Origin of the sequence: Thiocapsa rosea (assembly GCF_003634315.1) — a bacterium.
In the GTDB taxonomy this organism is placed as follows: domain Bacteria; phylum Pseudomonadota; class Gammaproteobacteria; order Chromatiales; family Chromatiaceae; genus Thiocapsa; species Thiocapsa rosea.
Window position 1 is genome coordinate 1254431 of sequence record NZ_RBXL01000001.1, and the last position, 26242, is coordinate 1280672.

Genomic DNA, 26242 nt, shown 5'->3' on the forward strand with positions numbered 1-26242 from the left:
GAGCTGCGACCAATACGGCACGTGGCGCAGAGCGCCACGGCATGCGTGACACCGCGGAGCGGGTGTCACGAGTCCCTTAAAAGCTTTAGGTGGCCGCTCCCACGAATGAACGGCACCTCGGAAATCTCCTCACGCTCGGCTGTCGGCGAGCAGGTCGAGCTCGACGTGATGATCCCCCGCGGGCTATGAAACGGCGGGCTATGAATCCGCCGGCTTTTCAACACCGGGCGCCGGGCTGCCTTTCACCCTCTCGCGCAGACTTTGCACGAAGACATAGAGCGGCGGGATCACGAAGATGCCGAGGAAGGTCGCGGCACTCATACCGCCCAGGACCACGACACCGAGCGAGAGCTGGCTCGCCGCGCCCGCACCGGTCACCAGCACCAGCGGCAGCATGCCGAGGATAAAGCTGACCGCGGTCATGAGCACCGCGCGATAGCGGATGCGGGCGGCGTCGGCTGCGGCCTGTTGGATGGAGCGCCCCTCCTCGCGCAGCTGCTTGGCGAACTCGACGATCAGGATGGCGTTCTTGCTCGCAAGCCCGATCAGCATGACCAACCCGATCTGCGTGTAGACGTTGTTGTCGAGCCCGGTCAGCCAGGTCGCGGCCAAGCCCCCGAGGGCGGCGATGACCACCGACAGGATGACCGCGGTCGGCACCGTCCAGCTCTCGTACTGGGCGACCAAGAAGAGGTAGACGAAGAGCAGCGCGAGCATCAGCACCACGGCGGCCTCACCGCCGGCCTGCACCTCCTGGAAGGTGGTGCCGCTCCAGTCGATGGCGAAGCCGGGCGGGAGGGTATTGCGCTCGATCTCGCGCAGGGCCTCGATGCCCTCGCCGGTGCTGCCGACCGGAGTGACGTTCACGCTGGCGGCGCGGAACATGTTGAAGCGCCGCGTGCTCTCGGGGCCGAGCACGGGCTCGACCGTCACCAGGGATTGGATCGGGACCATCTCGCCGCGGTTGTTGCGGACATGCAGCCGGTTCAGATCCTCCGGCGTCATCCGGAAGGGCGCATCGGCCTGCAGGAAGACGCGGAAGGTCCGCCCGAAGAGGTTGAAGTCGTTGACATAGAGCGAGCCGAGATTGGCCTGCAGGGTCACGAAGAGATCGGACAGGCGCACGCCCAGGGTCTCGGCCTTCTCGCGGTCGATGTCGAGGAACAACTGCGGCGTCTGGGCACTGAAGGTCGAGAAGGCGCGGCGAATTTCGGGGTTCTCGTTGGTGTTGATGATGAATCCCTGAAGTGCCTGCGCCAGCTCGTCCGGCGGACGCCCGGTCAGGTCCAACAGCTCCATCTCGATGCCGCCTGCGGTGCCCAGGCCCTGGATTGGCGGAGCCGCGAAGGCGAAGACGGTCGCTTGAGGCAACGCCAAGAGCTTCGGTTGGATGCGCGCGAGCACGGCATCGGAGGTGCTTTGCGCCCCCGGTCGGTCGTCCCAGTGCTTGAGCACGGCGATGGCCAGACCGCCGCTCGAACGGACCCCGGCCAGCAGACTGAAACCGGCGACGGTCAGGACATGGTCGATCTCCGGCTCGGCCGCAAGTAACTGCTGCACCTCTTGCAGAACCGCGCCCGTGCGGTCGATGGACGAGGCGTCCGGTAGCGACACATCGATAAAGAAGTAGCCGGTATCCTCGTTCGGGATGAAGCCGGTCGGCACCTTCTCGAAGAGCCAGACGGTCCCGGCCATGGAGGCGACGATGATGAGCACGGCGATGAAGGAGCGGCGCCCGAGCGAGGCGACGCTGCGCGCATAGCCGTCGCGGCTCCAGTCCAGGAAATTGAAGAACCAGCGCAGCGGACCGCGCGGCTCGCGCGAAGGACGCAGCAGCAGACCGCACAGCGCCGGACTCAGGGTCAGCGCGATGAGCGAGGACAGGGTCACCGCGACCGAAATGGTCACCGCGAATTGCAGATAGAGCTGGCCGGTGATGCCGGGCAGAAAGGCGGTCGGCACGAAGACCGCGTAGAGCACCAGCGTGGTTGCGACGACGGGACCCGTGACCTGCTGCATCGCACGCTTGGCCGCCTCCTTGGCGCTGAGCTTCTCCTCGTCGATGAGACGCTGGGTGTTCTCGACCACGACGATGGCGTCGTCCACGACGATGCCGATCGCCAGAATGATGGCGAACATCGAGACGGTGTTGATCGACAGACCCGCGGCCAGCAGGATCGCGAAGGTCCCGATGATCGAGCCCGGGATCGCCAGCACCGGGATCAGGGTCGAGCGCCAGTCCCCGAGAAAGGCGTAGGTCACCAGGATGACCAGCGAGAGCGCCTGCAGGAGCGTGATCACCACGTTGCGCATACTGATGCGCACGAAGTCGGTGGTGTCGTAGTAGATGTCGTATTCGAGGTCGTCCGGGAAACGCTCGGCGAGCTGGTCCAGGGTCGCGTAGACCAGGTCGGCGGTTTCGAGCGCATTGGCGCCCGGCGCGAGATAGATGCCGAGCGCGGCGGTCGGCACGCCGTCGATCCAGGCGTTGGCGTCGTAGGTCTGTGCACCGAGCTCGATGCGGGCGACGTCGGCCAGGCGGATCACCGATCCGTCCGGGTTGGTGCGCACCAGGATGCGCTCGAACTCCTCGGGTGTCGTCAGCCGCCCCTTGGCCTGGAGCGTGTAGGTGAAGGCGCGCCCCTGGTTGTCCGGCGGCGCCCCGAGCCGACCGGCGGCGGCCTGGAGGTTCTGGCGACGGATCGCATCCACCACCTCGGCCTCGCTGACACCGAGCGATGTCATCACCTGCGGGTCGAGCCAGATGCGCATCGCGTAGTCGAGCGGACCGAACTGGCTCGCCTCGCCCACACCGGGCAGACGCGCGAGCGCGTCGCGGATGTTGATCTCCATGTAATTGGAGAGGAAAAGCCGATCGAATGTCCCGTTCGGCGAGAGCAGGTTCACGGTCAGCAACATGCTGGTCGACTGCTTGCGCACCGACACGCCCTGCTGGGTGACCTCGCTCGGCAGGGTCGGCAGGGCCAAAGCGACGCGGTTCTGCACATTGACCGCGGCGATGTCCGGGTCGGTGCCGACCGCGAAGGTGACGTCGAGCCGGTAGCGGCCCGAATTGTCGCTGGTCGAGGTCATGTAGAGCATGTCGTCGACGCCGTTGACCTCCGCCTCGATCGGCGCGGCGACCGTCTCGGCGACGATCTCGGAGTTGGCGCCGGGATAGAAGCCCTGCACCGAGACCTGCGGCGGGACGATGTCCGGGAACTGCGCGACCGGCAGCACCCGGATAGCGATGACGCCGGCGATGATGATGACGAGCGAGATCACCATCGCAAAGCGGGCGCGGGAGATAAAGAAGGCGGAGAACATGGGGTCAGTCTCCGCTGTAGAGCGCGGACGGGAGAGGCTGCACGATCATACCCGGACGCGCCTTCTGGATGCCGTCGACGATCACCTGCTGGCCCGGCTCGAGCCCGGAAAGCACGATCCAATCGGTGTCGATGCGATCGCCGAGCGTCACGCGCGTCACCTGCACCCGATACTCCTCGTTCACGGTGAGCACCAGTCGGCCGGCCTGATCCTGTTGAACCGCCACCTGCGGAATCACCAGGGCCTGCTCGGGCTGCATTGAGCGTGCCTTCACGGTGACGAACTGACCCGGGAGCAGCACCCCGTCGGTGTTGTCGAAGAGCGCCCGCACGCGCACCGTATCGGTGGTCGCGTTCACCTCGGGGTCGAAGAACTGAAACACACCGGGCTCTTCGAGCATGCTGCCGTCGGCCAGCCGCAGATAGGGCGCGAAGTCGGTCGAGCTCTGCGCTTGGCGGAAGGCCAGCATGGCGCGATCGGTAATGGGGATGTTGACGAAGATGGGATCGAGCCGAACCAGACGGGCCAGCGACCCGGAGGCGGGACCCACCACGGCCCCCTCGGCGAAGTTGGCGCGACCGATGGTCCCCTCGAAGGGGGCGCGAATCTCGGTGTAACCCAAGTCGATCTCGGCACTTTGCAGCGCCGCAAGAGCGGCGCTGCGGGCGGCGTTCGCCTCCTGCTGGGCGGCAACCGCTTGGTCGAGTTCGGCCTGGGATGCGGAATTGCGCGCCACCAGCGGCTCGATGCGCTCGCGCTGCAGGCGCGCATTCAGAAGTGTCGCCTCTGCGCGCTCCACATCCGCGCGGCGTGCCGCCACGATCGCCTCGAAGGGCTCACGCTCGATGCGGAAGAGCAGGTCACCCGCCTTGACGGTCGCGCCCTCTTCGAACTCGCGCGAGAAGAGAAACCCGTTCACCCGGGCGATCAGATCGACCGAGTCGGTCGCCTCCACGCGGGCAACGAACTCCATCGAGGGCGTGACCTCGCGCATGGTTGCCGCAGCGACGCCGACCGAAGGCGGTGGCCCCGCAACCGGCGCCGTCACCGCGCCCTGCTCGCACCCGGCGAGGCCGATTGCCAGCATCAAGACCGAGATTCCCGAAATGCGCTGCATGGTGACTCCAGATGGGTGCTGCATGTCTCAAGCCGACCGGGCGGGCATGCCGGGGACGTCGGCAACAATGACTTGATATGGCCGGGGATGGTAGACGCGGACAGAGGCCGCAGCAAGTGACGGCGGCATCGGTCGCAACATCACAAACGCCGTGGCGCCCTATTGGAAATCCATCATCAGAGGATGTCGTTCAGTGCCATCCCGATCCCGATCGTATTCTGCTTCCAGTTGTAATCGATCAGACTGTCGCCGTAGCCGGTGAAGGCGCGGACATAGACACGCAAGGGTCCGAGCACCTGCGGCGACATCCAGGTCAACTGCGCGGCGCCTTTGTCGGTACTCGGATTGCCGCGCCCCATGAGGGTGAAGCTGTGATCACGCCACTTATAGAAGGCCGTGATATCGCCGTAGCCGTAATAGTCCGTAATGTCGGGGTTGTCGTCGTCGGAGTCGCCTTCGTCGATACGCACCCAAGGCCGCAAGACCAACGCGAAGTTCCCCCTTTCGATGCCGATCGAGGCGATGATGCGGTCCCAACTGCGCGAGATGGGGTCGGATCGGCCGTTGGATTGATGATTGTAGCCGACGTTGAGCAGGCGCCAATCAAACCCGCCGAAGCTGATATCCGGTCGGAAGCTGACCATCAACTCGGGCATGTAGTTGGTCTCGCGAAAGGGGCGCGAGATCTTCTCGTTGTAGACCTGCCACTGGCTCATCTGCGAGTAGGCGGCCCACACCCCCCAGCGTCGATCATCCGTCGTCCAAACCCGGAACTTGAAGCTGAGCTGAAAACGCGCCTCGGTGTTGTCCAGGTCCTGCTCGTCGGCTTCGAGGGCATCGAAGAGCGGCGAGAAAGGCCGATTGTTGATGCGACTGGTGTAGTTGCCGACCAGCAGATAGTTGGGGTTGTAGAAACGGATATCGTAAGCGCTCGATCCCGGATCGAAGGCCCATGCCGTGTCGATCAGCGAGGTCTCGGCAGGGGTTATACGCTCGACCGCCCCCGGCGTGTCGCCGCTCGACACGGGTGCCGCGGGTGCAGCCATGGCGGTCCGCTCCGGGACCGTGCCGCCGGAGGTCGGCTCGGCGACGGGAAGACGCCCGCTGGCCCGGTCGTAACAGGCGAGCCGCGCTTGATCGGTTCCGATCGCCGCGCATTCGGCGAAACTCGGCGCCGAGCCCTCCGCAAAGGCGGGACTTCCCGCCACCAGCACGACCGCAGCCAGCGCAAACACGCCGACGCGATTTGATTTGCTCATATCCATCACGTTTCGATCTCACTTGAAAATTCAGCATCTCGCTCTGGACGCAGTCTAAAACGATCCGAACAGGGTCCCTAGCACGATCACCGCGGCCAGCGCAATGGTGGCGCCGACGATGGCGACCATGACGATGTCGAGATAGCTCTCCTTGTGAGTCGCGCCGCAGACGGCAAGCAAGGTGACCACGGCGCCGTTGTGAGGGAGGCTGTCCAGGGTGCCCGCACCGATCACCGCCACCCGATGCATCAGCGCCGGGTCGATCCCCAGCTCGGCGGCGAGCTGCATGTAGGTCGGACCCAGGGCCTCCAAGGCAATGGTCAGACCACCGGAGGCCGAGCCGGTGAGCGCGGCCAGGACGTTCGTGGAGACCGCGAGCGAGACCAGAGGACCGCCTTCGATTCCGAGCACCCAATCGCGCACCAGCTCGAAGGCCGGCATGGCGGCAACCACGGTGCCGAATCCGACCAGACAGGCGACGCTGATCACCGGCAGGACCGAGGCGTTGAGACCGGCATCCACGGTGTCGCGCAGCCGCGGCAGGCGCTTCCAATTGAGTGCCAGCAGGGTGAGGATCGCGGCCAGCAGCGCGACGATCACGGACCAGATCCCACCGACGGCTGACGGTGAAGTCGGACCCCAACGGTCTTCGGCGAGATAGCTCAGATCCAGATTGGGCAGGACCAAGAAGCTCATCGCCAGATTGACCGCCACGACCACCAGCAAAGGCAGAAAGGCGATGAAGGCCGGGGGCAGATCCGGGCTGACCTGACCCTGATGAACCTCCGGCGGGTCGAAGGTACCGGCGACGGTGGCACGCTCGCGCACCAGCGGATCCCCGGCCGCGACGGTCGCGGGCTGATCCGCAATCGCGACCGGAGCGCTCTCGTATCCGACGCCGCTGCGGCGCGCCGACGCCTCGCCTCGCGCCAACCACCAGAGCCCGAACAGCAGCATGATCGCCGCGGCGATGAGGCCGAGACCGGGTGCCGCAAAGGGCGTGGTCCCGAAGAAGGGCATGGGGATGGCGTTCTGGACCGCGGGCGTGCCCGGCAGTGCCGTCATGGTGAAGGTCGAGGTTCCGAGTGCAATGGCGGCGGGGATCAAGCGGCGCGGGATGTTCGCATCCCGGAACAACGTCTGGGCCATGGGCACCAGCACGAAAAAGGCGACGAACAGGCTCACGCCGCCGTAGGTCACCATGGCGCCGGCAAGCACCACGGCCAAAATGGCCCGGCGTGCGCCGAGACGCTCACCCATGAAGCGCGCAACGGATTGGACCGAGCCGCTATCCTCCATCAGCTTGCCGAACAGCGCCCCGAGCAGGAAGATCGGAAAGAACTGGGCGACGAATCCGACCGTTCCGGTCATGAAGGTCTGGGTCCAGTGCGCCAGGAGCGGCTCGCCCGCGAACAGGGCGGCCACCAGGGCGGCGGCCGGGGCCAGCAGCAGGACGCTCCATCCGCGATAAGCGAATCCGATGAGGAGCGCGAGCCCCAGCAGAATACCAATGAGACCCATGGCGATAGCGCCCTCCAAAAGGCTGTTTGGATGAGAGTTCGGTGATCACGGCAGACGGCACCGGAGCGACCGGACACCTCTTCGAGGTTTACAACGGCTCCGCATAGCTCGCCGGCATGAGGTGTTGACTGATTTCATATTGCCATCACTCGCGCCTCAATCCGACGCCGGCAGGCTGTCTAGTGACCGATGACGCGAGCATCCTCGCGCCGGAGGACATTCATTCTCGATCGGGAGTCTATCATTATTCGCGAATAAATAGCCAGCCCGATCACGGCACGATGGCAGTGGCGGCGAGGATCCGAGGTTCGTCGCTCAATAGCTCATACCACTGCTTGTATGTAAACGCTTTTCCCGAAGTCTTCGACGATGAAGCAAAGGATTGGAGCAAGGCAATTGTGACTATTGCATTGCCTCCGGAGCCTGGTCGTTCAGCGGCCTTGCCAAGTTGCATACGAGCGCGTCCGGCGCGTATAGTTATTCTTTATATAAAGACATTATTGCATCCCACTATGCCCCAATCCCACGTGAAGAAAATCGACCTCGGTCTCCAGGGCGGCGGCGCGCATGGCGCCTTCACCTGGGGCGTGCTCGACCGCTTGCTTGCCGAGGAGCGCATCGAGATCGAAGGCATCAGCGGCACCTCTGCCGGGGCAATGAACGCCGTGGTCGTGGCGGATGGCTTGGCAGCCGGCGGACGCGAGGCGGCGCGCGAGGCACTCGCGCGCTTTTGGCGCGCGGTCAGCGACGCCGGGCGGAACAGCCCGATGCAGCGCACCTGGCTCGACCAGATACTCGGCCGCTGGACACTCGACTTCTCGCCCGGCTTCCTGACCATGGACCTGTTGAGCAGGCTGGTCTCGCCCTACGAGATGAACCCGCTCAACATCAACCCGTTGCGTGACCTGCTGGCGGCCAATGTCGACTTCGATCGGGTCAACCGCTGCGATCCGCTGAAGCTGTTCATCAGCGCCACCAATGTCCGCACCGGTCGTCCGCACATCTTCAAAAAGCCGAACATCACGGTGGATTCGGTGATGGCCTCGGCCTGCCTGCCGCTGATGTTCCAAGCGGTCGAGATCGACGGGGAAGCCTATTGGGACGGCGGTTTCATGGGCAACCCGGTCCTCTATCCGCTCATCGAGGAAACCTCCTCGAGCGATCTCGTCATCGTGCAGATCAACCCTCTGGTGCGCGAGAGTCTGCCCCGAACCGCACGGGACATCCTCAATCGAATCAACGAAATCGACTTCAACTCAAGCCTAATGAAAGATCTGCGTGCGATCCTGATGCTCAAGATGCTGGGCAGCGCCCCGGAGCACCAAGACGAGCGCCTGCGCAATCTGGCCGTTCATCGCATCCACGCCGAGCAGGAGCTCGTCGACCTGGGCGTATCTTCGAAGATGAACGCCGAATGGGCGTTCCTCCAATACCTGCACGACATCGGCTGGCGCACCGCCGAATCCTGGATCAACGACCACTGGGATGATCTTGGCGTGCGCTCCACCTATCCGCTCGAGCATGTCCTCTGGGGCCTGGACACCGTCATGCAGGACGCCGCCGATGCGGCAACCGCTCCGCCCGATCACGAGGCTTAAACCGCGCCCCACGCGGTATGCAATGTTTTTGGATGGGATCGGCCCCGGCAGACTTGACGACCGCTGGAGCCGGCGCAGTTTAAGAGATAAAAAACAGATCGTTTTAAACCGCATACCCGCTAAGGGCTGCGGATGCACCAAACGTCGAGCTCACTCGAAAATTTAGCATCTCGCTCTGGACGCGGTTTAAAAGGAACCGAAAACCTGACCGATACTGATGATCGCGACGAGTGCGATCAGGGTTCCGCCGAGCATCACCACCGCGATGTCGCGATAACTGCCCTTGTGGCCGACTCCGGCGATGGCCAGCAACGTGACCACGGCGCCGTTGTGCGGCAGGCTCGACAGACCGCCGGAGGCGATCGCGGCGACCCGATGCATCAGCTCCGGATCGATCCCGGCCGCGCTCGCCAGCTCTGCATAGGTCTCACCGAGCGCCTGCAGCGTGATCATCAGCCCGCCGGACGCGGAGCCGGTGATGCCGGCGATGACGTTCGTCGCCACTGCCAGCGAGACCAGCGGTCCTCCGTCGAGCGACAGGAAGGCGGCGCTGACCAGCTCGAACGCCGGCACCGCAGCGATGACCGCGCCGAAACCGACCATGCTCGCGGTGTTCATCACCGGCAGCACCGAGGCATTGGCGCCGGCATTCATACTCGCGCGCAGCGCGGTCAGGCGCCGGAGGTTGACGGCAATCAGTGTCAGGATGCCGGCCAGCAGCGCGGTCGCCACCGACCAGATGCCGCCAACCGCTGCCAGAGAGGTGCTGCCCCAGGCGGCCTCGGCAAGGAAGTCGGTATCGAGCCACGGCAACACCGCCAGGCTCATCAGCAGGTTGGTGAGGACGACGACGACCATCGGCAGCACCGCCAACGCGAAGTGCGGCTGCTGCGTGCTGCGCTGCCCGTGCTCGCACTCGGCCGGATCGAACACATCGGTGGTGCTCACCCGTTCACGCAGCAGCCTGTCCTCGGCAGGATCTGCCGCCGAGCGCACATTGGTCCCCGAGGGCTCGCCGATCGCAACCGACTCGGGGGTCGTCCGATAACCCTCGCCACGGCGGCGCGCCTGCGCGGCGACTCGCCCCAGCCACCAGAGTCCGAACAGCAGCATGATCGCCGCGGCAATCAACCCGAGCCCGGGCGCCGCGAAGGGCGTGGTGCCGAACCACGGCATCGGGATGGCGTTTTGGATGGCCGGTGTGCCCGGCATCGCCGTCATCGTGAACGTGAAGGCGCCGAGCGCGACCGTCGCCGGGATCAGCCGATGCGGGATCTCGGCGCGGCGAAACAGCGCCGCGGCCACCGGCACGACGACGAAGGCGACCACGAACAAGCTGATACCGCCAAAGGTGAGCAGTGCACAGGCGATCACGACGGCGAGTATCGCGTGCTCGCTCCCCAGCGCACGGGTCAACACGTGCGCGATGGACAACGCCGAGCCGCTGTCGTCCATCAGCTTGCCGAACAGGGCGCCAAGCAGGAACAACGGGAAGAACTGCGCGACGAAGCCGGCCGCGCCGCTCATAAAGGTCTGTGTCCAGCTCGCCAGCAGCGGCTCGCCGGCGATGGCTGCCGCGACCAGCGCCGCCGCGGGGCCGACCAGCAGCACGCTCCAGCCGCGGTAGGCCAGCGTGATCAAGAGGCCGAGCCCGGCCAGGATACCGACTAACCCTATCCAATCAGCGACCATCAGAAACACCTTTCGCGTCGATCCGATGCTGGCGGGGCACGACGCTCCGGAGAGGGCGTCGACTCGGCCAAGCGTTGCCGGCGTAACATAACCAGGGCGCTCCAGCCATGGAAAGCGCTGCCGGCGCAATGCTTCGTGAAAGCACGTTTTTTGCTCCGCTTTGCTTAGCGCATAGGGGACGAGCATCGATCACCGCACCCAAAGCGGCGTCGGTCTTCATCCAAGCTCGGAGCGCGGCGCCGGTGCCGCGCCGGCCGGGGTCGCCGGAGTCGCGTCGCGCAACCGCACCTCACGCTGGGGCAGCCCGATGGGGATGCCGGCGGTGCGCAGTTGCCGGTCGATGGCGATGATCAGCTCGCCGCGGATCTGGTGACGGTTGGTCAGCGACGGCAGGAAATAGCGAAACAGCAGTTCGATTCCCCGCTCGCCGAACTCGGCTGCGGTGATCACCGGCGCCGGGTCGATCAGAACCCGCGGATCCGCGGCGGCCACCTCGGCCAGGATGCGCAGCGCGGCCTCGGTATCGCTGCCATATTCGATGCTCAAGCGGATCTCGCCGCGGTTGACCTGATCGGACAGGGTCCAGTTGATCACTTCCCGGGTGATCAACTGGTTGTTGGGAACCAGGAGCTCCCGCCGGTCCTTGATGCGGACGGTGGTCGCGCGCGCCGCGATGTGGGTGACCTCCCCATAGTGCATGCCGACGCTCACCGTGTCGCCGACCCGCACCGGCCGCTCGAACAGCAGAATCAGCCCGGCGATGAAGTTGGCGACGATCTCCCGCAGGCCGAAGCCGATGCCCACACCCAGGGCCGCCACCAGCCATTGCACCTGCTCCCAGTTGAGCCCCAGCCGCCCGGCCCCGTAGAGCAGCGCCACCGCGATGATGCTGTAGCTGGTGAGGGTGATGATGGTATAGCGCCCGCCGGCACTGCTGTTGGCACGCTTGAGCAGGAGGATCTCCAGCAGGGCCGGCAGGTGGCGCACGGCAATCATGGCGCCGGCGGCGATGACCAGCACGCTGCCCAGGTCCGCGAGGGTCACCGGTAGGGTACTGGTTTGCCAGAGTGGGATGCGCTCCAGCACCCCCAGCGCCGGCAGTACGTCAGACCACAAGACCCACAGCCCGATGCCGCCGCCCAGTGTCAGCAGGGCGTTGACCAAGCTGCGGCTATGGGCATCCAAGGCCCCCAGGTCCACCTCGTCCTCGGCGTCTGCCGGGGCCTTGGCGCCGCCGACCGCCCCGGCGGCGCGGCGGTCGCGGCGCTCGAGTACGGCCCGCAGGGCCAGCGCCCGGCGGGTCACCAACAACCAACGCACGATGGACTGCTGCACCACCACCAGCCCCAGCACCAACCAAAGCTGGTTGATCCACAGCTCAAAGAGGGTCGTCGCGGCGTACTGAAAGCCGGCCAGTGTCAGCCCGGCCAGGGCCAGCGGCACCGCTACCGCCAGTGAATACCAGAGCCAGCGGGTGCGGCTGACCAGGCCACCGGGCCGGGCCAGCAGGAGCTCCCGCAGCACGCCACGGGTCGGGTGCACGGCGCGAGCCAGCAGCAGGGCGAAACCCAGCGTCACGGCGGTCAGCAACAACCGCCCCAAGGTGGCAGCCTGGATCTCCCCGAGCCCGTTGACGGTGGTCGCGAAAAAACCGATCGGAAGCAGGGTCCAGATGGCGGCATTCAGATAGCGGCGCAGCCGAACCAGGGTGTCGGCGCGCCAGCGGAAATGCCGCTCGGCCACCCCGCCCGACATGCACAGCAGCCGGAACGCACGCAGGCAATAGAGCCCCGGCGCGATCTGCAGCAGACCCTGACCGACCGCGTAGGCAAAGCCGTCCGCTCCGGGGGCGCCGGTCAGCATCAGCCCGGCCAGGGCCAGCAACAGCGATACCGGCGCAGCCAGCAGCAAGGTCAGCGCGATCGCCCACAGCGTATAGGCGAAGCGATCGGTACGGATGCGCCGCAAGGGCTCAACCGTCGAGCGGATGCGCCGGCGCAGGGTCCGGTCGAGCACCAGCAACAGGCCCACCAGCGTCAGCCCACCCCACCAGATCCAGTCGTCGGCGAGCCTGGAGCCAAGGGTTCGTGCCACTGCCAGCCATTGGGTCGGGCGCAACAGCTCGGCGAGCACCGCCGGCAGGGCGGCAAAGCTCTGCTGGGTCAAGGGAACGTTGCTGCGCAACCACAGCAGGTGCTCGGCCAGAAAATTGTCGTATTCGAGGGTCAGAGCGCGCAGATCGGCAGCGGCCAAATCAAGCTCCGCCAGCACCTTCAAGTGCCGCTCCTCGGCCGTGATGGCGCGCTCGAGCAGCTCGAGCCGGCGGGCTTGCAGCTCCCCGAGCTGGGCCTCGATGGTCGCGACATCGGCCGGGGCCGTCGTTGCCGGGGGCTCGGCCCCGGCGCGCAGCATCAGCAGCTCCTCGCGCCAGCGCAACTGAGCCAGCCTGCCCTCGGCCTCGGCGTCGGCCCGCTCGGCGGCCTGCCGACGCTGCACCCGCGGATCGGGCAGGCGCTCGCGCTGGTCGATCAACACCCGGCCCAGCGCCTGGCTTACACCCGCCGCGGCAACCCTCTGGCGGTCGTTGGCGAAGTCCTGCGCCAGCGCCGTGGTGGTCGCGGTCGTCGCGGCGAGCCGCTCGGTCACCGCCGCGGTGCGCTGGTCCAACGCCTGGATGGCCTCTGCCAGTTCGGCGTTGGCGCGGGCCAGTTCACGCACCGGCGGATGCGCGTCGGCAACCGCCGCCCGCTCTGCCTCGGTCTCGGCGCGCAGCCGGGCGGCCTCGTTGCGGCGGCGCTCGTCGACCGCCACGGTCAGCCAAGCCTGGCGGCTACGGGCCTGATCCAGTGCCTGACGGGTCTCGTCGTGCCGAGCCCGGGCCAGCGCTCGGCTCGCCTCCGCTCCGCTCACCCTCAGCTCCAGTACCAGCGCCTCGGCGCGCATGCGGTCGCGCTGGCTCTCCAGCAGCCAGCGCCGGATCGGCGGCTCGTCGCCATCAGCGCCGGCGGCCAGGGCCCCGGCGAGCCCGTCGTCGAGGTCCGCGGCCTGCTGGCGCAGCTCCTCGCGCTGACGGCGCCAGCCGGGGAGCGCCTCGGCGTCCTCGGTCAGCGTCTGCTCCAAGGTCGTCAGCCGGTCCTCCAGGGCCGCCACCGCGGTGGTCTCCTGGGCCAGCCATTGTTGCACCGTCTCCAGGCCGGCCCCGGCCGGCACCTCCACCGGCGGGTCCCGGGGGGACTCGGCCGCCGCCAACCGGGCACGGATGGTGGCCGCCTGCCCTGGCGCGCTGGCCTGGACCTCGCGCAGCTCCAAGACCGTCTCGTTGGCCTGAGCCAGTGCCTCCAGATTGCCCAGCACCCGATCCAGGTCAGCATCGAGCCGGGCGCGCTCCTCGGTGGTCAGGCTCGGGTCATCGGCCAGCGCATCGCGGGCGGCGGCCACCTCGGCGGAGGTCAGCGCCGAGCCGATCAGTCCGCCGGTGTCGGCGGCCGGCGGCGGGGCCGCTAGGACAGGCGCGGCGCCGGCCGCCAGCAGGATGAGACCGGCAAGGGTTGCCGACCAGCGGCGACGCCGGCCGGCGTCTTGAGTCGGGCGGCAAGAGTTCGGCGGCGCGGTTTCCACGGCGGCAGGCGATGGCGCCGGCTCGGCTCGCCCGAGCCGAGGGTTGACCCTGTCAGCGGCCAAGCGTGTTGTTGAGGGAGCCGGGAAGATGTTCCGACTCATACTCTGCCGGGGAACGGACATCGATCACACGAATCGCAGGATTCGCCGCCATTGCCGTGCGCAGCGTTTGCGCGTCCCAAGAAAGCGTCTCTTGCATCACTCTCTACCCCCAAAAGTCCTTCGTTTGATCGCCGCACCGCTACTGCGCCAGCCAGCCGCCGTCGAGGGGTAGGCCGACGCCGCGCATGTTGCAGGCGGCATCCGAGCACAAATAGACCGCCAGCGCACCGAGCTGCTCCGGGGAGGTGAAGGTCTGCGACGGCTGCTTGTCGCCGAGCAGCTTGACGCTGGCATCCTCGTTGGAGAGCCCATCGCGCATGGCCAGCGCATCGATCTGCTTCTGCACCAGCGGGGTCAGCACCCAGCCGGGACAGATGGCGTTGCAGGTCACGCCGGTGGTGGCCGTCTCCAGCGCGACGGCCCGGGTCAGGCCCATGACGCCGTGCTTGGAGGCGACATAGGCGGACTTATCCACCGATGCGACCTGGCCGTGCACCGAGGCGATGTTGATGATGCGGCCCCAGTCGCGCTCGAGCATCTGGCCCAGTACCGCACGGGTGATCAGGAAGGGGGCGGTCAGGTTGATGGCGATCACCGCATCCCAGCGATCGACGGGGAAGTCCTGCACCGGCGACACATGCTGGATGCCGGCGTTGTTGACGGCGATGTCGATCTTGCCCAGCTCGCGGTTGGCCGTCTGGATCATGCGCTCGATGTCCGCGGGCTTGGTCATGTCGGCACCGCAGTAGGCGACCTTGATGCCGTACTCGCTGGACAGCTGTCGGCGCAGCCTGTCGATCTCGGACGTATCGCCGAATCCGTTCAGCAGGATGTCCGCCCCATCGGCGGCCAGCGCCCGCGCAATCCCTAAGCCGATGCCGCTGGTCGAGCCGGTGACGACGGCGGTTTTACCGTTCAACATGGTTGCGTCCTCTTCAGTTGGGATTGGAGACAGGGATTCAGTCGGCCGCCGGTGCAACCTCGATGACCGGCCCGGGATTTTTCGCGTCGATCTTGGCGTAGAGGTCGCTCAGCGCGGCCTTGAGTGCGCCCTCGATCACCGGGTGGTAGAAGGGCATGCGCAGCACCTCGCCGACGGTCATGCCCTGCTCGATACTCCAGGCCAACAGGTGCCCCAGGTGTTCGCCGCGCGGCGCGATCATCTCGGCTCCGAGCAGCCGGCCGCTCGCCTTGTCGGCGTAGACGCGCAGCACCCCGCGCCCCGCGCCCATGGCCCGGGCACGGCCGACGGTGGCGAAGCTCACCTCGCTGACCGCTGCGCGCTCGGTGTCGATTTGGTCGAAGCGCGCGCCGACCGCGATGATGTTCGGATCGCAGAAGTTGACGTAGAACGGCGTCTTGCGCTTGAAGCGCGCCGGCGGCTGGTCGACATGGGCGGCGTTGTAGCCGGCGATCTTGCCCTCGTCGGCGGCCTCGTGCAGCACCTGGCGCTCGCCGGTGACGTCGCCGGAGAGGAACACCGGCAAGTGACCGACCTGCATGGTCGCGGGGTCAAAGGGCGGTACGCCGCGGGCATCCAGCGGCAGCCCCAGCACCTCCAGCCCCAGTCCCTCGACCATCGGCGCCCGGCCGATGCTGGAGAGCACCTTGTCCACCATCACCTCGTGCTCGCCGGCCGTGACTCGGATCCTGTCGCCGGCCTCGGCCAGGGCCGCCGGTGCGCCGAGATGGATCGGAAACTCCGCGCGCATGAGCTCGATGGCGACGCGGTTGACCTCCGGGTCGGCGATGCCGGCGATCCGCTCGATCTGATCGAAGCCGGTGACGGCGACGCCCATGCGCGCGAGGCTCTGGCCCAGCTCGAGACCGATGGTGCCCATGCCGATGATGGCCATGCTCGCCGGCAGGTCCGGCAGCTCGAAGACCTCGTCGGTGGTGATGACGCGATCGCCGAACTGCCGCCAGGGCGCCGGCACGATGGGCGTCGAGCCGGTGGCGATGACCACCGCCCGGGCGCGAAAGCGCTGGCCGGCGGCCTCCACCAACGTGGGCTCGATGAATCGCGCGTAGTCCTGGATGAAGACGTCGTCCGGGAGCTTGTCGGTGCTGCGGCTCACCACGCCCTGGACGAAGCCGTCGCGCAGCTCCTGCACGTGCTTCATCGCCTCGGTGAGGTCGAGGCTGAGCCCGTCGTGGCCGTCGATGCCGAACTGGCCGAAGTGGGTACGGCGGTAATACTCCTCGGCGATGTGGATCATCACCTTCGACGGCATGCAGCCGATGCGCGCGCAGGTGGTGCCGGGCGCACCGCCGTTGATCAACACGAAGGAGCGACCGGCGGCACGGGCCTGGGCCATGGCGTTGAGGCCGGCGCTGCCGGAGCCGATGATGACGATGTCGATCTGACGTTCTTGCATGCCGAGGTTCTCCGCTGGATCGATTGGGATGGGTGGGCGCTGCGGTCCGGCCGAGTGCGGACCATCGACGCTCGTGTCTTGGCTCGTGCCTTGGGTACTGCGCCGGCGAGTCGGGCGGGTCCTGCGCGCGGGCCGCCGCGGAGACCACGATCTCCCGGCGTGCGCGGCTAGAAGACACCGAACAGCAAGCCGAGCACGATGATGACGGCCGGCGCGAGCAGGATGCCGCCCGGCAACACCACGGCGATGTCGCGGGAACTCCCCCTTGTGGCCGACCCCGGCGATGGCGAGCAGCGTCACCACGGCGTCGTTTTACGGCACGCTGGAGAGCCCCCGCGTGCTGCGATGAAAGAGTCGATGGGTCAATAGCGAAGCTGCAACCGCACGCCGGCAACCACCAGCGTATCCAGCGCCTCCGTGCTTGGCCTGATGACCTGAACATCCGCCGTCGGTAAGCGGGGTTCGTTGCGCGAAGGGACGCCTTGCGAGCGATCAGAAGCAAGCCGCGCCTAGGCGAGGGCTTTCCCCTTGAGCGTGTCGAACTCGCCCTGGTTGATGGTGCCGGCGTCGAGCAGCGCCTTGGCGGCGGCGATCTGTTCGGCGGGAGATGTTCTCGCCACGTCCCGGATGTAGGCATCGGTCTCCGACCTGGCTCGCTCGAGCGCGGAGCGTTGCCGCGTCCCCATGCCCTTGCCGCGGACCAGGACATAGAGGAACGCCGTCACGAACGGCAGGAACACGAGGCCGATGAGCCATAGGGCCTTGTGACCCCCGCCCAGCCAAGGGTCGCGGAATAGGTCGACAACGATATGGAAGAGGATGATCAGATAAGCGAAGAATAAAAAGGTCGACGCGACCAGGTAAAGGGTTTCCCAAACGTTGCTCATTAGGATTGAACTCGAGGTGATAGGCTGGAGAGAATCCGGCCGCAATAGGCCGGAGTCATTAGGACGCCGGACCCAACCACGACCTCGTGTTTCCGTAGAAACGCCGCCGATTGGCGGCGGTAGTGTTCAGGCGCGCGACAATCGCTCACTGCCGACCATAGCGATGTGGCGCCCTGTTTGGGAAGGGGCGGCAACTTGATTGTTCCTCAAAGCGCATTTTTCGCGCGCCAAAGCTTAGAACAGAGGCGCCTGCCGTCGCTCGCCGCAACGGGTCCCTGATATAGTGACGATCTGTCGCTGGCCGCTTGACGAAGGAGCCACCTTGTCTATTGAATTGATCCTGGTGCTCGTACTCCTGGCCGGGGCCATCCTGATGTTCATGCTGGGCCGTCCGCGCGCCGATGCGGTCGGCCTATCGATGATGGTGGCCCTGCCGTTTACCGGTGTGATCAGCGCTCGCGAGGCGGTATCCGGGTTCAGCAATCCGAACATCATCCTGATCGCGGCCATGTTCGTGATCGGCGAGGGCCTGGCGCGCACCGGCGTCGCCCAACGCCTCGGCGACTGGCTGGTGACCCGCGGCGGCAATCAGCCCGCGCGCCTGGTCGCGCTGTTGATGCTGATTGTCGGCGCGTTGGGCTCGGTGATGTATTCCACCGGCGTGGTTGCCATCTTCATCCCCGTGGCATTGCGGATTGCCCGCAATGCCGGCATGACCCCGGCACAGGTGCTGATGCCGGTCTCCTATGCGGCGCTGATCAGCGGCATGCTGACCCTGGTCGCCGCGGCCCCGAACCTGATCGTCAACTACGAGCTGACCCGCACCGGTGCGGAAGGGCTGGATTTCCTGTCGCTGACCCCGATCGGCGTTCCGGTGCTGATCCTCGGCGTCCTCTATATGATGATCGCCAGCCGCTGGTTGGGATCCGACGCCGCACCCGCCGAGAGCGCCGGCGCCAAGCCGCGACTCGGTGACTGGGTGACGCGCTACCGACTCGCCGAGCGCGAGCGGCGTGCCCGGGTGGTACCCGGATCGCCGGCGGTCGGCCAGTCGCTCGCCGCGCTCGGCTTGACGCCGGATCGGGGCTGGCGGGTGATCGCGCTGGAGCGCAGCCCGGCGCGCGGCGGCTGCCTCATCGCTCCCGGCGACGAGACCGAGCTTGAAGCGGGCGATGGCATCCTGCTCGACAGCGTCAACCCGGTCGGCCAGGCCGCTGCCCGTTGCGCCGAGCTCGGGCTCGAGCCGCTGCCGCTGTCCGGGCTCTACTTCACCGACCGTGCCCAGGCGATCGGCATGGCCGAGGTCATGCTGCCGGCCGATTCGCGGCTGCTCGGCAAGACCCTGACGGATGCCGGTGTGCAGCTACAGCGTGGATTGGTTGCGGTCGGTCTGCGTCGCGGCCAGGCCGTGCTCGATGCCGAAGCGCGCGCGAACGCGACGCTTAAGGCCGGCGACACCCTCCTGCTGGTCGGCGCCTGGGCGGCCATCGAGACGCTGCGCGGCCAAGACCATGACCTGATCACGACGAACCTGCCGAAGGAGCTCGACGAGATCCTGCCGGCGGCCGGGCAAGCGCCCTATGCCGTGCTGGCGTTGGCGGTCACGGTCGGCCTGATGGTGTCGGAGCTGCTGCCGGCAATGCATGCGGCCCTGGTCGGCTGCCTGCTGATGGGGGTGTTCCGTTGCATCGATCTGGACAGCGCCTACCGCGCGATCAGCCTGCGCACCCTGGTGCTGATTGCCGGCATGCTGCCGTTCGGGATGGCGCTGGAGCGCACCGGCGGGATCGATCTCGCCGCCGATACGCTGGTCGGGCTGCTCGGCAGCGCGAGCCCCTATCTGATTCTGGCCACGCTATTTCTAATGACCCTGACCCTCGGGCTGTTCGTCGTCCCGGCCGCCACGGCGGTGCTGATGGCACCGCTGGCGATAGCGCTCGCGGCCGAGCTCGGCGCCTCGCCCTATCCGTTCGCGATCATCGTCGCGCTGGCTGCCTCCAGCGCCTTCATGACCCCGGTGGTGCCGGCGAATGCGATGGTCGGAACCCTCGGCGGCTATCGCTTCGGCGACTATGCCAAGATCGGGCTGCCCTTGGTCGTCCTGGTGCTGACCTTGTCGCTGACCCTGGTGCCCTGGCTCTATCCGTTCTGATTTGCCGCTTTGATCAGCGCCCGTGCCAGTCCATCTCATCCTAGCCAGCTCCTCCTCGCCATGCCATCCTCGATGATTTGCCGGATCGCCCACTTCGAATTCGATATCGCCAGCACGGCCGGCTGGTACTCGTCGATTGCCGGCCTGCTGACGGGTTTCGCGTTGCTCGCGATCCTGCTCCCGCTCGATCACGAGGCCAAGCGCGAGGATGTCGAGTGCACCAACGCGGTGGTGGTCTTCGTCTGCGCCTTTTTCTCGCTGTTGGTCCTGTCGATCAATTATGCGGTGCTGGCGGGGCGCACCGCCGGCGGCACGGTTGCCGCGGTCGCCGCGCATGAGCAGATGCTGTTCGGCCCGGCCTTCGGACTCTCGGCGTTGTTGCTGCTGTTCGGACTGAACGCCGTGCTGCGGACCTATGGCGCCAATCGCGAGATCTTCTTGCCCGCCCAACATGTCATCCTCCTGATGACGTCACTGCTCGGACCGATCCTGGTCCTCTCGCTGCAGTTCTCGAATGCGCTGGACCTCGAGTTCTTCCGCGTCCAGAACGACCCGGACGCGGCGCGCTGCAGCGTCGCCGGGTTACCGGATACGATCTGGATCAACCTTGCCATTACCGGCGTAGCCGTGGCCGCCGTGCTCGCGCTGGCAGCACTCGGCCATCGGCTTCGCATCCCGCGACATGCGCCGATCCTGATCGCCAAGATCGTGCTGGGTTTCACCGTAGCCACGACCGCCTGGACCGCCGTTGTCGCGCCGATGCTGCCCGTCGAACCGGTCACCGGGCTCTTGTTCGAGCAGATCACGCTGACCCTGACCGCCATCGCAACCGTCGCCGCGGCCGCCGCTGCCCACGCGGGACAGTGAGCAGCTGTCCAGCCTGCGCATGCCGGGCCGGATCGATCTCGGCCGATGGCCGCCTTGCTCGGCTCCTGTTCGGGCTCGCCCGCCTGACAGGCTGCCATGGCGCTGTTTTCAATAAACAACACCGACACAACGACTGACGGAGAACCCAATGCTCTATCTCGACATTCCGACCGCGGATGACTATGCCGACCTGGCCGCCTTTCGCGGCGACATGGCGGTGTCCATCTCGCTGCCGACCACGCCGGTCAGCGACGACATCGATGCCGCCCGTATTCAGCTCAAGAATCTGATCAAGGAAGCGGTGGATCAGCTCGAGGCGGCCGGCGCCAACAAGCGCCGCGTTCGCGCGTTGATCGAGGAACTGGACGACCTGGTCGAGGACGACGTCTTCTGGGCCTATCAGGCGCACGGTCTGGTGATCTACGCCACCCCGGACAACCTGCGCACCTTCCGCGTGCCGAACGCGCTCGAGCCGCTGGTCAAGGTCTCGGACCGTTTCCACCTCAAGGCACTGCTGCGCTCGACCACCTTTTGCGACGCCGGCTATGTGCTGGCCTTAGCCGACGGCGGCGTGCGCCTGATCGAGGTCAACAAGGACCTGCCGGCGGCGGAGCTGAAGGTCCCGGATCTACCCGCCGATGCCGCCTCGGCGGTGGGTCAACGCAGCATCTCGGTTCGCTCCTACAGCGGTCGCATCGGCGGCAGCGAGGGCAAAAAGGTGCGGCTGCGCCAATATGCGCGCCAGGTCGATACCGCCTTGCGCGCCATCCTCGCCGGCCGCCAAGAGCCGCTGATCCTGGCCTCGGTCGATGCCCTGGATGCGATCTATCGCTCGGTCAACAGCTACCCTCACCTGCTGGAGCAGAGCTTGGGCGGCAATCCCGAGCGCAAGAGCGCCGGCGAACTTGCGATGGCCGCGCGCGCGCTGCTCGACGAGGTCTACCGCGGTCGGATCGCCGATTGGCACGAGCGCTACCGCGCGCGGCTCAACGAGGACCGCGCCACCACGGATCTGGTGCGCGCAGCGCGCGCCGCGACGGCGGGCGCCGTCGCCAGCCTGCTCGTCGACATGGATCAGGCGGTCAACGGCACGGTCGACGACGCCGACGGCAGCGTCACCTTCGCCGACGAGGCCAGCGCCGAGACCTACGGTGTGGCCGACGAGGTCGCCCGTCGCGTGCTGATGACCGGCGGCGAGGTGCTCAGCGTGCGCACCGAGGATATGCCCGAGCCCGGCAAGGCGGTGGCGGCGGTCCTGCGTTATCCAATCTAAACCGCGCCAAGCGCGGTATGCGATGTTTTTGGATGGGATCGGCCCCGGCAGACTTGACGACCGTTGGAGCCGGCGCGGTTTAAGGTATTAAAAAATATTAAACTTTAAACCGCGTCTCACCGAAATCGAGGACATCTCCGAAGCCAAAGGCAACATGAAAACGACGCATGTCGCTCTGGACGCGGTTTAATCTGATCCAGCGCGCGGGCGCGGCGCGGGGCTACCCTGGGTCGCTCAACCCTGCGTCGCTCAACCCTGCACCGTGACCCTCGCCGCGGCCAGGCGGCGAAACAGCCTGGCATCGCGGCGGATGGGCCACCAGTCATACAGGAAGATCTCCAGCGGCTTCCAGTTCGCCACCCAGCCGAGGATGATCAGGCTCTCGGCCAGCAACGTGACGCTCGGACGATTGCCGAACAGATAGATCACGGCTTCGGCGCCGCCCAGGGAGAGCAACAGGATCAACAGCCCGACCAATAGGTAGATGCGTCCCGTCCGAAACAGCTCGCGTATCTCCCGTGTAGCAGCGTCGGCTCGGCGTTGAAAGTAACCCTGGATCGCGCTGACCACCTCCTCCGGCGCCTCTTGCTCCGGGCCCGCGTAACGCACATGGAGATGCAGCTCGATCGGGATGGAGCGGTTCAGTTCCCGCGCCCAGTCCACGATGAAGGCGGTGGCGGCGGGATCGAGGTCGCGCTCGCGAAAGGGCGAGGGATCGAAGGTCTCGAACAGCTGGTCGATCCGCGCAATGCGGATGTCGATCTCAGCTTGAACGGTGCTTTTGCCATGGTCGTTACGCGACATCACAGGTCAAGTCCGTCGGGACGACCATCAACGCAACCGGACTGCAGTCGGCCTTGCCGGTACTTCTTTGGCGTCACGCCGAAATGGCGGCCGAAGGCGCGGGTAAAGTCGCCTGCGTTGCGGTAACCGACCCGGTCCGCGATCAACTGGATCTGGAGATCCGTCTCCAGCAATAGGCTACGCCCCCGCTCCAGTCGCATCTCTTGCAGGTATTCGTAGGCGCTCATCCCGACCTGCTCACGAAAGATGCGCGTCAGCCGCTGCTGATTGGTCCCGACCTGATGCGCCAACGCAACCGCGCTCGGCGGGTCGACGAGACGCTTGATCAGCACCGCCACCGCGTCCATGAAGAGGCGTTGGTCGAGCCGGTTCGCCGAGGCTGAAAGGGGGATGTCTTCGAGCTCATCAAGGGCCTGGCGGCTCAGGGCATGCACCTGTTGGTGGTCGCCGATCTGCAGGTAGACCCGCGCGAGAACCTCCTGCTCGGAAAACGGCTTGGTAATGTAATCCGTGGCGCCTGCGGCAAACCCCCGCAACTTGTCCTCGGTTTCAATCGACGAGGAGAGAAAGATCACCGGAATCGAGCTTGTCTTGGGCGATGCCTTGAGGCGTCGGCAAACGGTAAAGCCATCCAGTCCCTGCATCCGTACGTCGAGCAGAATTAGATCAGGCTGACCTTCGGCCGCAATCCTCAGTCCGTCTTCGCCGGTCTGTGCAACCAAGAGGTCAATATCGCGTCCCTGCAAGTAGGCGATCAGCAGACCGATCGATGCCGGCTGATCATCGATGATCAAGATACGCGCCATGTTGTCGGTCATGCTGGTGGACTCTTTCACCGTCGAAACGACCACCGATTTTAACCGAGGAAATCCCCTGGTCGCAGCCGAACGCGGCTCGCAGCACAGTCTTATGCTGACTCGGCAAAGTCCATCGGGCTGCGCTCGATCAATTCGAGGCCGCGGCGGCCAATCGCTTCAATGCCTGTAGATCGAGAGCGCGACAGAGTTGCTCGATGCCCAGCCACATGGGCTTGCGCTCTGAGTCCTTGTCCGCCATCTCCTGCGCCCATCGTTGCAGGCCGACGACCTGACCCATGGCGACCATCGCTTGCAAACACTTGCGCTCGTCGGCGGCGAGAGCGACCGACAGCAGCATCGGATCGGGCTGCAGTATGTCCTCGACCGGAGAGGCGGTCTCATACTCCCAATCCAGCGCCAGCGCTTCGGCCAAGAGTTTCGCCAGTATCGACTCGGTGAGCGGTTTCATGGCAAATCCATCGAAGGCCATGTCCTCGGGATGGCCTCGAGGTCGTTGCGCGGGTGCGGCCGAGATCAGGATCACCGGCGGATGGCGCCCCCGCTGCGAAGCGCGCAGCGCTTGCAAACACGCCCAGCCATCGAGACGGGGCATGAATTGATCGACCAAGACCGCGTCCACCGACGCCTCCCGCGCCTGGAAACGCTCGATGGCCTCGGCGCCATCGGCTGCCTCGATGACCTCGAACCCCCAACTGCGGCAGCACTCCGACAAGAAGTCGCGACTCGTCGCTTGGTCATCGGCAATCAGCAAGGTACGACGCCGTCCCGCGTAGCCCAGGATGACCAGATCCTCGTCGGCGCCCTGCTCGAGCGCCGTGCCGATCGGCAACCGCAGCTGAAATCGGAAGGTACTGCCCGAATCCGGACCCACGCTGCTGTACAGACTGATTTCACCGCCCATGGCCGTGGTCAGTTGCTGCGCGATCGGCAGTCCGAGCCCGATGCCGGGCAAACCTCGGTGCCGTTCCAGGCGCTGGAAGGGTTGAAACACCGCCTCCCGCTTCGCCGCCGGAATCCCAACACCGGTATCGGCGACACTGAAGCTCAGCAAACAGTCGGCGCCCTTTGCGTTCTCCGCTGCCGTGGTCGACTCGATCCGCTCGATGCCGAGCTCGATACATCCATCGCGAGTGAACTTGCAGGCATTGTCCAAGAGATTGCGTAGGATCTGGGTCAACCGCAGCTCATCGGCAATGACCCAGTCCAGGCTGCCGGTTTCAAGCTTGACGACGAATCGATTATTTCCTCGCGCCGCGAGCGGTCGGTAGGTCGCGGTCAGGTTGCGCGCCAACCGGCCGAGCGAGAGTGGCCCCGGCTCAAACACGATGGGTTTTACCTCGCCGTGGCTATAGTCGAGGATATCGTTGATCAGCCTTAGGAGTTGATTGCCACTCTCCAGGATGATCCCCAGCTGGTCGCGAGCCTGCAGCGGGACCTGCCGGGCAAGCAGCCGAGCATAGCCCAGGATGTCGTGCAGGGGTGAGCGCAGCTCGTGGCTGACAGCAGATAGAAAGGCCGACTTGGCCTGGTCGCTCTCTTGCGCACGGGCCGCCGCATTGCTCAGGACGCGGGTACGATCCTTCACCGCCGCCAGCAACCGGGCCTCCAAAGTCGCGTTGAGTTCCTGCAATGTCTCCTTCTTGTGCTGCAACTGTGTCTTGGTCTGCTCCAACGCCTTCTTTTCTTCTTGGAGTCGAACCTCGGATCGGCGCAGCTCCGACTCGACACGCTGCCGCACCCGAATCTCGCGCGCCAGCCTTCGATTCCAGAAAAAGACAGCGATGACCACCAATGAGGCGGCAGCCAAGATACTGAACGCCAATCGATAGTCCTCTCGTGATCGCATCTCGAGATGAATCCATTTACCGAGAATGGCGTCGCGATCTTCTTGCGTCATCGAGGCAATGCCCTTATCGATCAGACTGGCCAATTCCGGCCAATCCGCTCGGACCGCCATCGCCTGGGTGTTGATGCCGTAATGCGTCGGCGCGGCGACCACGAGGTTCGTGAGCCGATGCTCCTTAATCAGAAAGGTACCCACGGCCAGATTGCCGACATAGGCATCGGCTTGTCCCGTCGCGAGTGCCGTGAGTGCATCCAGGGCCGTCGGCACCTGAAGGATGTCGATACTTGGAAAGCCCCGCTTGATCATATCAATGATCAAGAATCCCCACTCTGCGACGACTGTCTTCCCGGCCAGGCTTTCGAGGCCAATCAGGTAGGGACTATCCTGGCGGGTATAGATCACCCAAGGCGCGCTCAGGTAATCATCGGTGACGGCGAACTGTTTCAGCCGTTCCGGCGTTCGCGTAAAGGTCGGCAGCAGATCGTAATGCTCCCGGGGGCCAGCGAGATCGGCAACGGCAGCACCAAAGGTCATTTCCGCGGGGACGTATTCGACGTCGAAACCAAATTGCTCCGCAATATGATCGAGATAATCGACCGCAAGCCCTGTTGGTCGGGGCTCTTTGATCATATACGGCGGATACTCGCTGATGCGGACACGGACCGTATGACGAGCAGCTAGCCAAGCGCGCTCCTGATCCGTCAACCCTAGCGGGCTCACGTCGAGCGTTTGCGCGGTTACTGCGCAAGGGATCAATAAACCCAGGCCCAGCCCGATCAGCAACAGGTTCTTTACGCACAACATCCTCCAAGCTCCCCCATCTGCTTGTGCACTCCTTCCGACCTGTTGGCGAAAGATGCCTGATAGCCACTGATTGGTCCCGATCCGATGCGCAAACCCGGCGGCTGCGACCACTCCGAGACTCGGTGCCGACGGCATGCGCCTTGTCGGCGTCATTTATGAGACCGGCCGGTAGAGTGGAC

Annotated in this window: 17 protein-coding genes; 4 read left to right on the forward strand and 13 right to left on the reverse strand. The window is 65.7% G+C overall.

The genetic code is table 11. From position 1 onward, the window contains the following. Positions 1 to 198 precede the first annotated feature (198 nt). From BDD21_RS05845 to BDD21_RS05860, 4 genes are all read right to left on the reverse strand, one after another. A complete protein-coding gene (locus tag BDD21_RS05845; protein WP_120796347.1) occupies positions 199 to 3327 on the reverse strand; it encodes an efflux RND transporter permease subunit in 3129 nt (1042 codons plus the stop codon). 4 nt (positions 3328 to 3331) lie between these two features. Next, a complete protein-coding gene (locus BDD21_RS05850) occupies positions 3332 to 4444 on the reverse strand; it encodes an efflux RND transporter periplasmic adaptor subunit (RefSeq protein ID WP_170164692.1) in 1113 nt (370 codons plus the stop codon). A 176-nt stretch (positions 4445 to 4620) separates the two neighbouring features. Then, entirely contained in the window at positions 4621 to 5703 is a 1083-nt protein-coding gene (locus BDD21_RS05855; RefSeq protein ID WP_245969434.1) for a phospholipase A, read from the reverse strand. A gap of 54 nt (positions 5704 to 5757) precedes the next feature. Further along, positions 5758 to 7224, reverse strand: a complete 1467-nt coding sequence (locus BDD21_RS05860; RefSeq protein ID WP_120796350.1) for a GntP family permease — start codon at positions 7222 to 7224, stop codon at positions 5758 to 5760. Positions 7225 to 7406: 182 nt separating this feature from the next. Between BDD21_RS05860 and BDD21_RS05865 the strand changes: the two genes are divergently transcribed. Further along, on the forward strand, positions 7407 to 8822 hold the full coding sequence (locus BDD21_RS05865) for a patatin-like phospholipase family protein (RefSeq protein WP_342769594.1): 1416 nt from the start codon (positions 7407 to 7409) through the stop codon (positions 8820 to 8822). A 186-nt stretch (positions 8823 to 9008) separates the two neighbouring features. Here BDD21_RS05865 and BDD21_RS05870 read toward each other — a convergent pair whose 3' ends face one another. The 6 genes from BDD21_RS05870 to BDD21_RS05895 all read right to left on the reverse strand — a co-directional run bounded on the left by BDD21_RS05870 (position 9009) and on the right by BDD21_RS05895 (position 17499). Then, positions 9009 to 10700: a GntP family permease gene (locus BDD21_RS05870; RefSeq protein ID WP_425470219.1), complete on the reverse strand. Its 1692-nt coding sequence runs from the start codon at positions 10698 to 10700 to the stop codon at positions 9009 to 9011. Positions 10701 to 10730: 30 nt separating this feature from the next. Then, the gene (locus BDD21_RS05875; protein WP_170164693.1) at positions 10731 to 14132 is read right to left on the reverse strand and encodes a mechanosensitive ion channel domain-containing protein; all 3402 of its coding nucleotides are present in this window, start codon (positions 14130 to 14132) and stop codon (positions 10731 to 10733) included. 52 nt (positions 14133 to 14184) lie between these two features. Next, positions 14185 to 14331, reverse strand: coding sequence for a rhodanese-like domain-containing protein (locus tag BDD21_RS05880; RefSeq protein WP_120796353.1), 147 nt, complete (start codon positions 14329 to 14331; stop codon positions 14185 to 14187). Positions 14332 to 14373: 42 nt separating this feature from the next. After that, positions 14374 to 15156 (reverse strand): 3-hydroxybutyrate dehydrogenase, encoded by a 783-nt coding sequence (locus BDD21_RS05885; protein ID WP_120796354.1) that lies wholly within the window; start codon positions 15154 to 15156, stop codon positions 14374 to 14376. Between the two features lie 37 nt (positions 15157 to 15193). Further along, positions 15194 to 16612: a dihydrolipoyl dehydrogenase gene (locus BDD21_RS05890; RefSeq protein ID WP_120796355.1), complete on the reverse strand. Its 1419-nt coding sequence runs from the start codon at positions 16610 to 16612 to the stop codon at positions 15194 to 15196. A gap of 509 nt (positions 16613 to 17121) precedes the next feature. After that, the gene (locus tag BDD21_RS05895) at positions 17122 to 17499 is read right to left on the reverse strand and encodes a hypothetical protein (RefSeq protein WP_120796356.1); all 378 of its coding nucleotides are present in this window, start codon (positions 17497 to 17499) and stop codon (positions 17122 to 17124) included. Between the two features lie 322 nt (positions 17500 to 17821). Here BDD21_RS05895 and BDD21_RS05900 point away from each other — a divergent pair, with 322 nt between their 5' ends. The 3 genes from BDD21_RS05900 to BDD21_RS05910 all read left to right on the forward strand — a co-directional run bounded on the left by BDD21_RS05900 (position 17822) and on the right by BDD21_RS05910 (position 21791). Continuing rightward, on the forward strand, positions 17822 to 19651 hold the full coding sequence (locus BDD21_RS05900; RefSeq protein WP_120796357.1) for an SLC13 family permease: 1830 nt from the start codon (positions 17822 to 17824) through the stop codon (positions 19649 to 19651). A 60-nt stretch (positions 19652 to 19711) separates the two neighbouring features. Beyond that, the gene (locus tag BDD21_RS05905) at positions 19712 to 20518 is read left to right on the forward strand and encodes a hypothetical protein (protein ID WP_147430999.1); all 807 of its coding nucleotides are present in this window, start codon (positions 19712 to 19714) and stop codon (positions 20516 to 20518) included. Positions 20519 to 20666: 148 nt separating this feature from the next. Continuing rightward, positions 20667 to 21791, forward strand: coding sequence for a baeRF11 domain-containing protein (locus tag BDD21_RS05910; RefSeq protein ID WP_120796359.1), 1125 nt, complete (start codon positions 20667 to 20669; stop codon positions 21789 to 21791). A 249-nt stretch (positions 21792 to 22040) separates the two neighbouring features. Here BDD21_RS05910 and BDD21_RS05915 read toward each other — a convergent pair whose 3' ends face one another. The 3 genes from BDD21_RS05915 to BDD21_RS05925 all read right to left on the reverse strand — a co-directional run bounded on the left by BDD21_RS05915 (position 22041) and on the right by BDD21_RS05925 (position 26216). Continuing rightward, positions 22041 to 22595, reverse strand: coding sequence for a hypothetical protein (locus BDD21_RS05915; protein WP_120796360.1), 555 nt, complete (start codon positions 22593 to 22595; stop codon positions 22041 to 22043). Beyond that, positions 22595 to 23413 carry a response regulator transcription factor gene (locus BDD21_RS05920; protein ID WP_120796361.1) on the reverse strand — a complete coding sequence of 273 codons (819 nt, stop codon included), beginning with the start codon at positions 23411 to 23413 and terminating at the stop codon, positions 22595 to 22597. The genes BDD21_RS05915 and BDD21_RS05920 overlap by 1 nt, the downstream gene beginning before the upstream one ends. A gap of 127 nt (positions 23414 to 23540) precedes the next feature. Beyond that, entirely contained in the window at positions 23541 to 26216 is a 2676-nt protein-coding gene (locus tag BDD21_RS05925; protein ID WP_120796362.1) for an ATP-binding protein, read from the reverse strand. Positions 26217 to 26242 lie beyond the last annotated feature (26 nt).

Excerpts from the sequence above, each read along its gene's own strand:
- BDD21_RS05905 (WP_147430999.1), top strand. The coding sequence starts at position 19,712 with ATGCCATCCTCGATGATTTGCCGGATCGCCCACTTCGAATTCGATATC.
- BDD21_RS05850 (WP_170164692.1), bottom strand. The coding sequence starts at position 4,444 with ATGCAGCGCATTTCGGGAATCTCGGTCTTGATGCTGGCAATCGGCCTC.
- BDD21_RS05845 (WP_120796347.1), bottom strand. The coding sequence starts at position 3,327 with ATGTTCTCCGCCTTCTTTATCTCCCGCGCCCGCTTTGCGATGGTGATC.
- BDD21_RS05885 (WP_120796354.1), bottom strand. The coding sequence starts at position 15,156 with ATGTTGAACGGTAAAACCGCCGTCGTCACCGGCTCGACCAGCGGCATC.
- BDD21_RS05920 (WP_120796361.1), bottom strand. The coding sequence starts at position 23,413 with ATGACCGACAACATGGCGCGTATCTTGATCATCGATGATCAGCCGGCA.
- BDD21_RS05890 (WP_120796355.1), bottom strand. The coding sequence starts at position 16,612 with ATGCAAGAACGTCAGATCGACATCGTCATCATCGGCTCCGGCAGCGCC.
- BDD21_RS05855 (WP_245969434.1), bottom strand. The coding sequence starts at position 5,703 with ATGAGCAAATCAAATCGCGTCGGCGTGTTTGCGCTGGCTGCGGTCGTG.
- BDD21_RS05910 (WP_120796359.1), top strand. The coding sequence starts at position 20,667 with ATGCTCTATCTCGACATTCCGACCGCGGATGACTATGCCGACCTGGCC.
- BDD21_RS05925 (WP_120796362.1), bottom strand. The coding sequence starts at position 26,216 with ATGACGCCGACAAGGCGCATGCCGTCGGCACCGAGTCTCGGAGTGGTC.
- BDD21_RS05895 (WP_120796356.1), bottom strand. The coding sequence starts at position 17,499 with ATGAGCAACGTTTGGGAAACCCTTTACCTGGTCGCGTCGACCTTTTTA.
- BDD21_RS05860 (WP_120796350.1), bottom strand. The coding sequence starts at position 7,224 with ATGGGTCTCATTGGTATTCTGCTGGGGCTCGCGCTCCTCATCGGATTC.
- BDD21_RS05870 (WP_425470219.1), bottom strand. The coding sequence starts at position 10,700 with ATGCTCGTCCCCTATGCGCTAAGCAAAGCGGAGCAAAAAACGTGCTTT.
- BDD21_RS05880 (WP_120796353.1), bottom strand. The coding sequence starts at position 14,331 with ATGCAAGAGACGCTTTCTTGGGACGCGCAAACGCTGCGCACGGCAATG.
- BDD21_RS05915 (WP_120796360.1), bottom strand. The coding sequence starts at position 22,595 with ATGTCGCGTAACGACCATGGCAAAAGCACCGTTCAAGCTGAGATCGAC.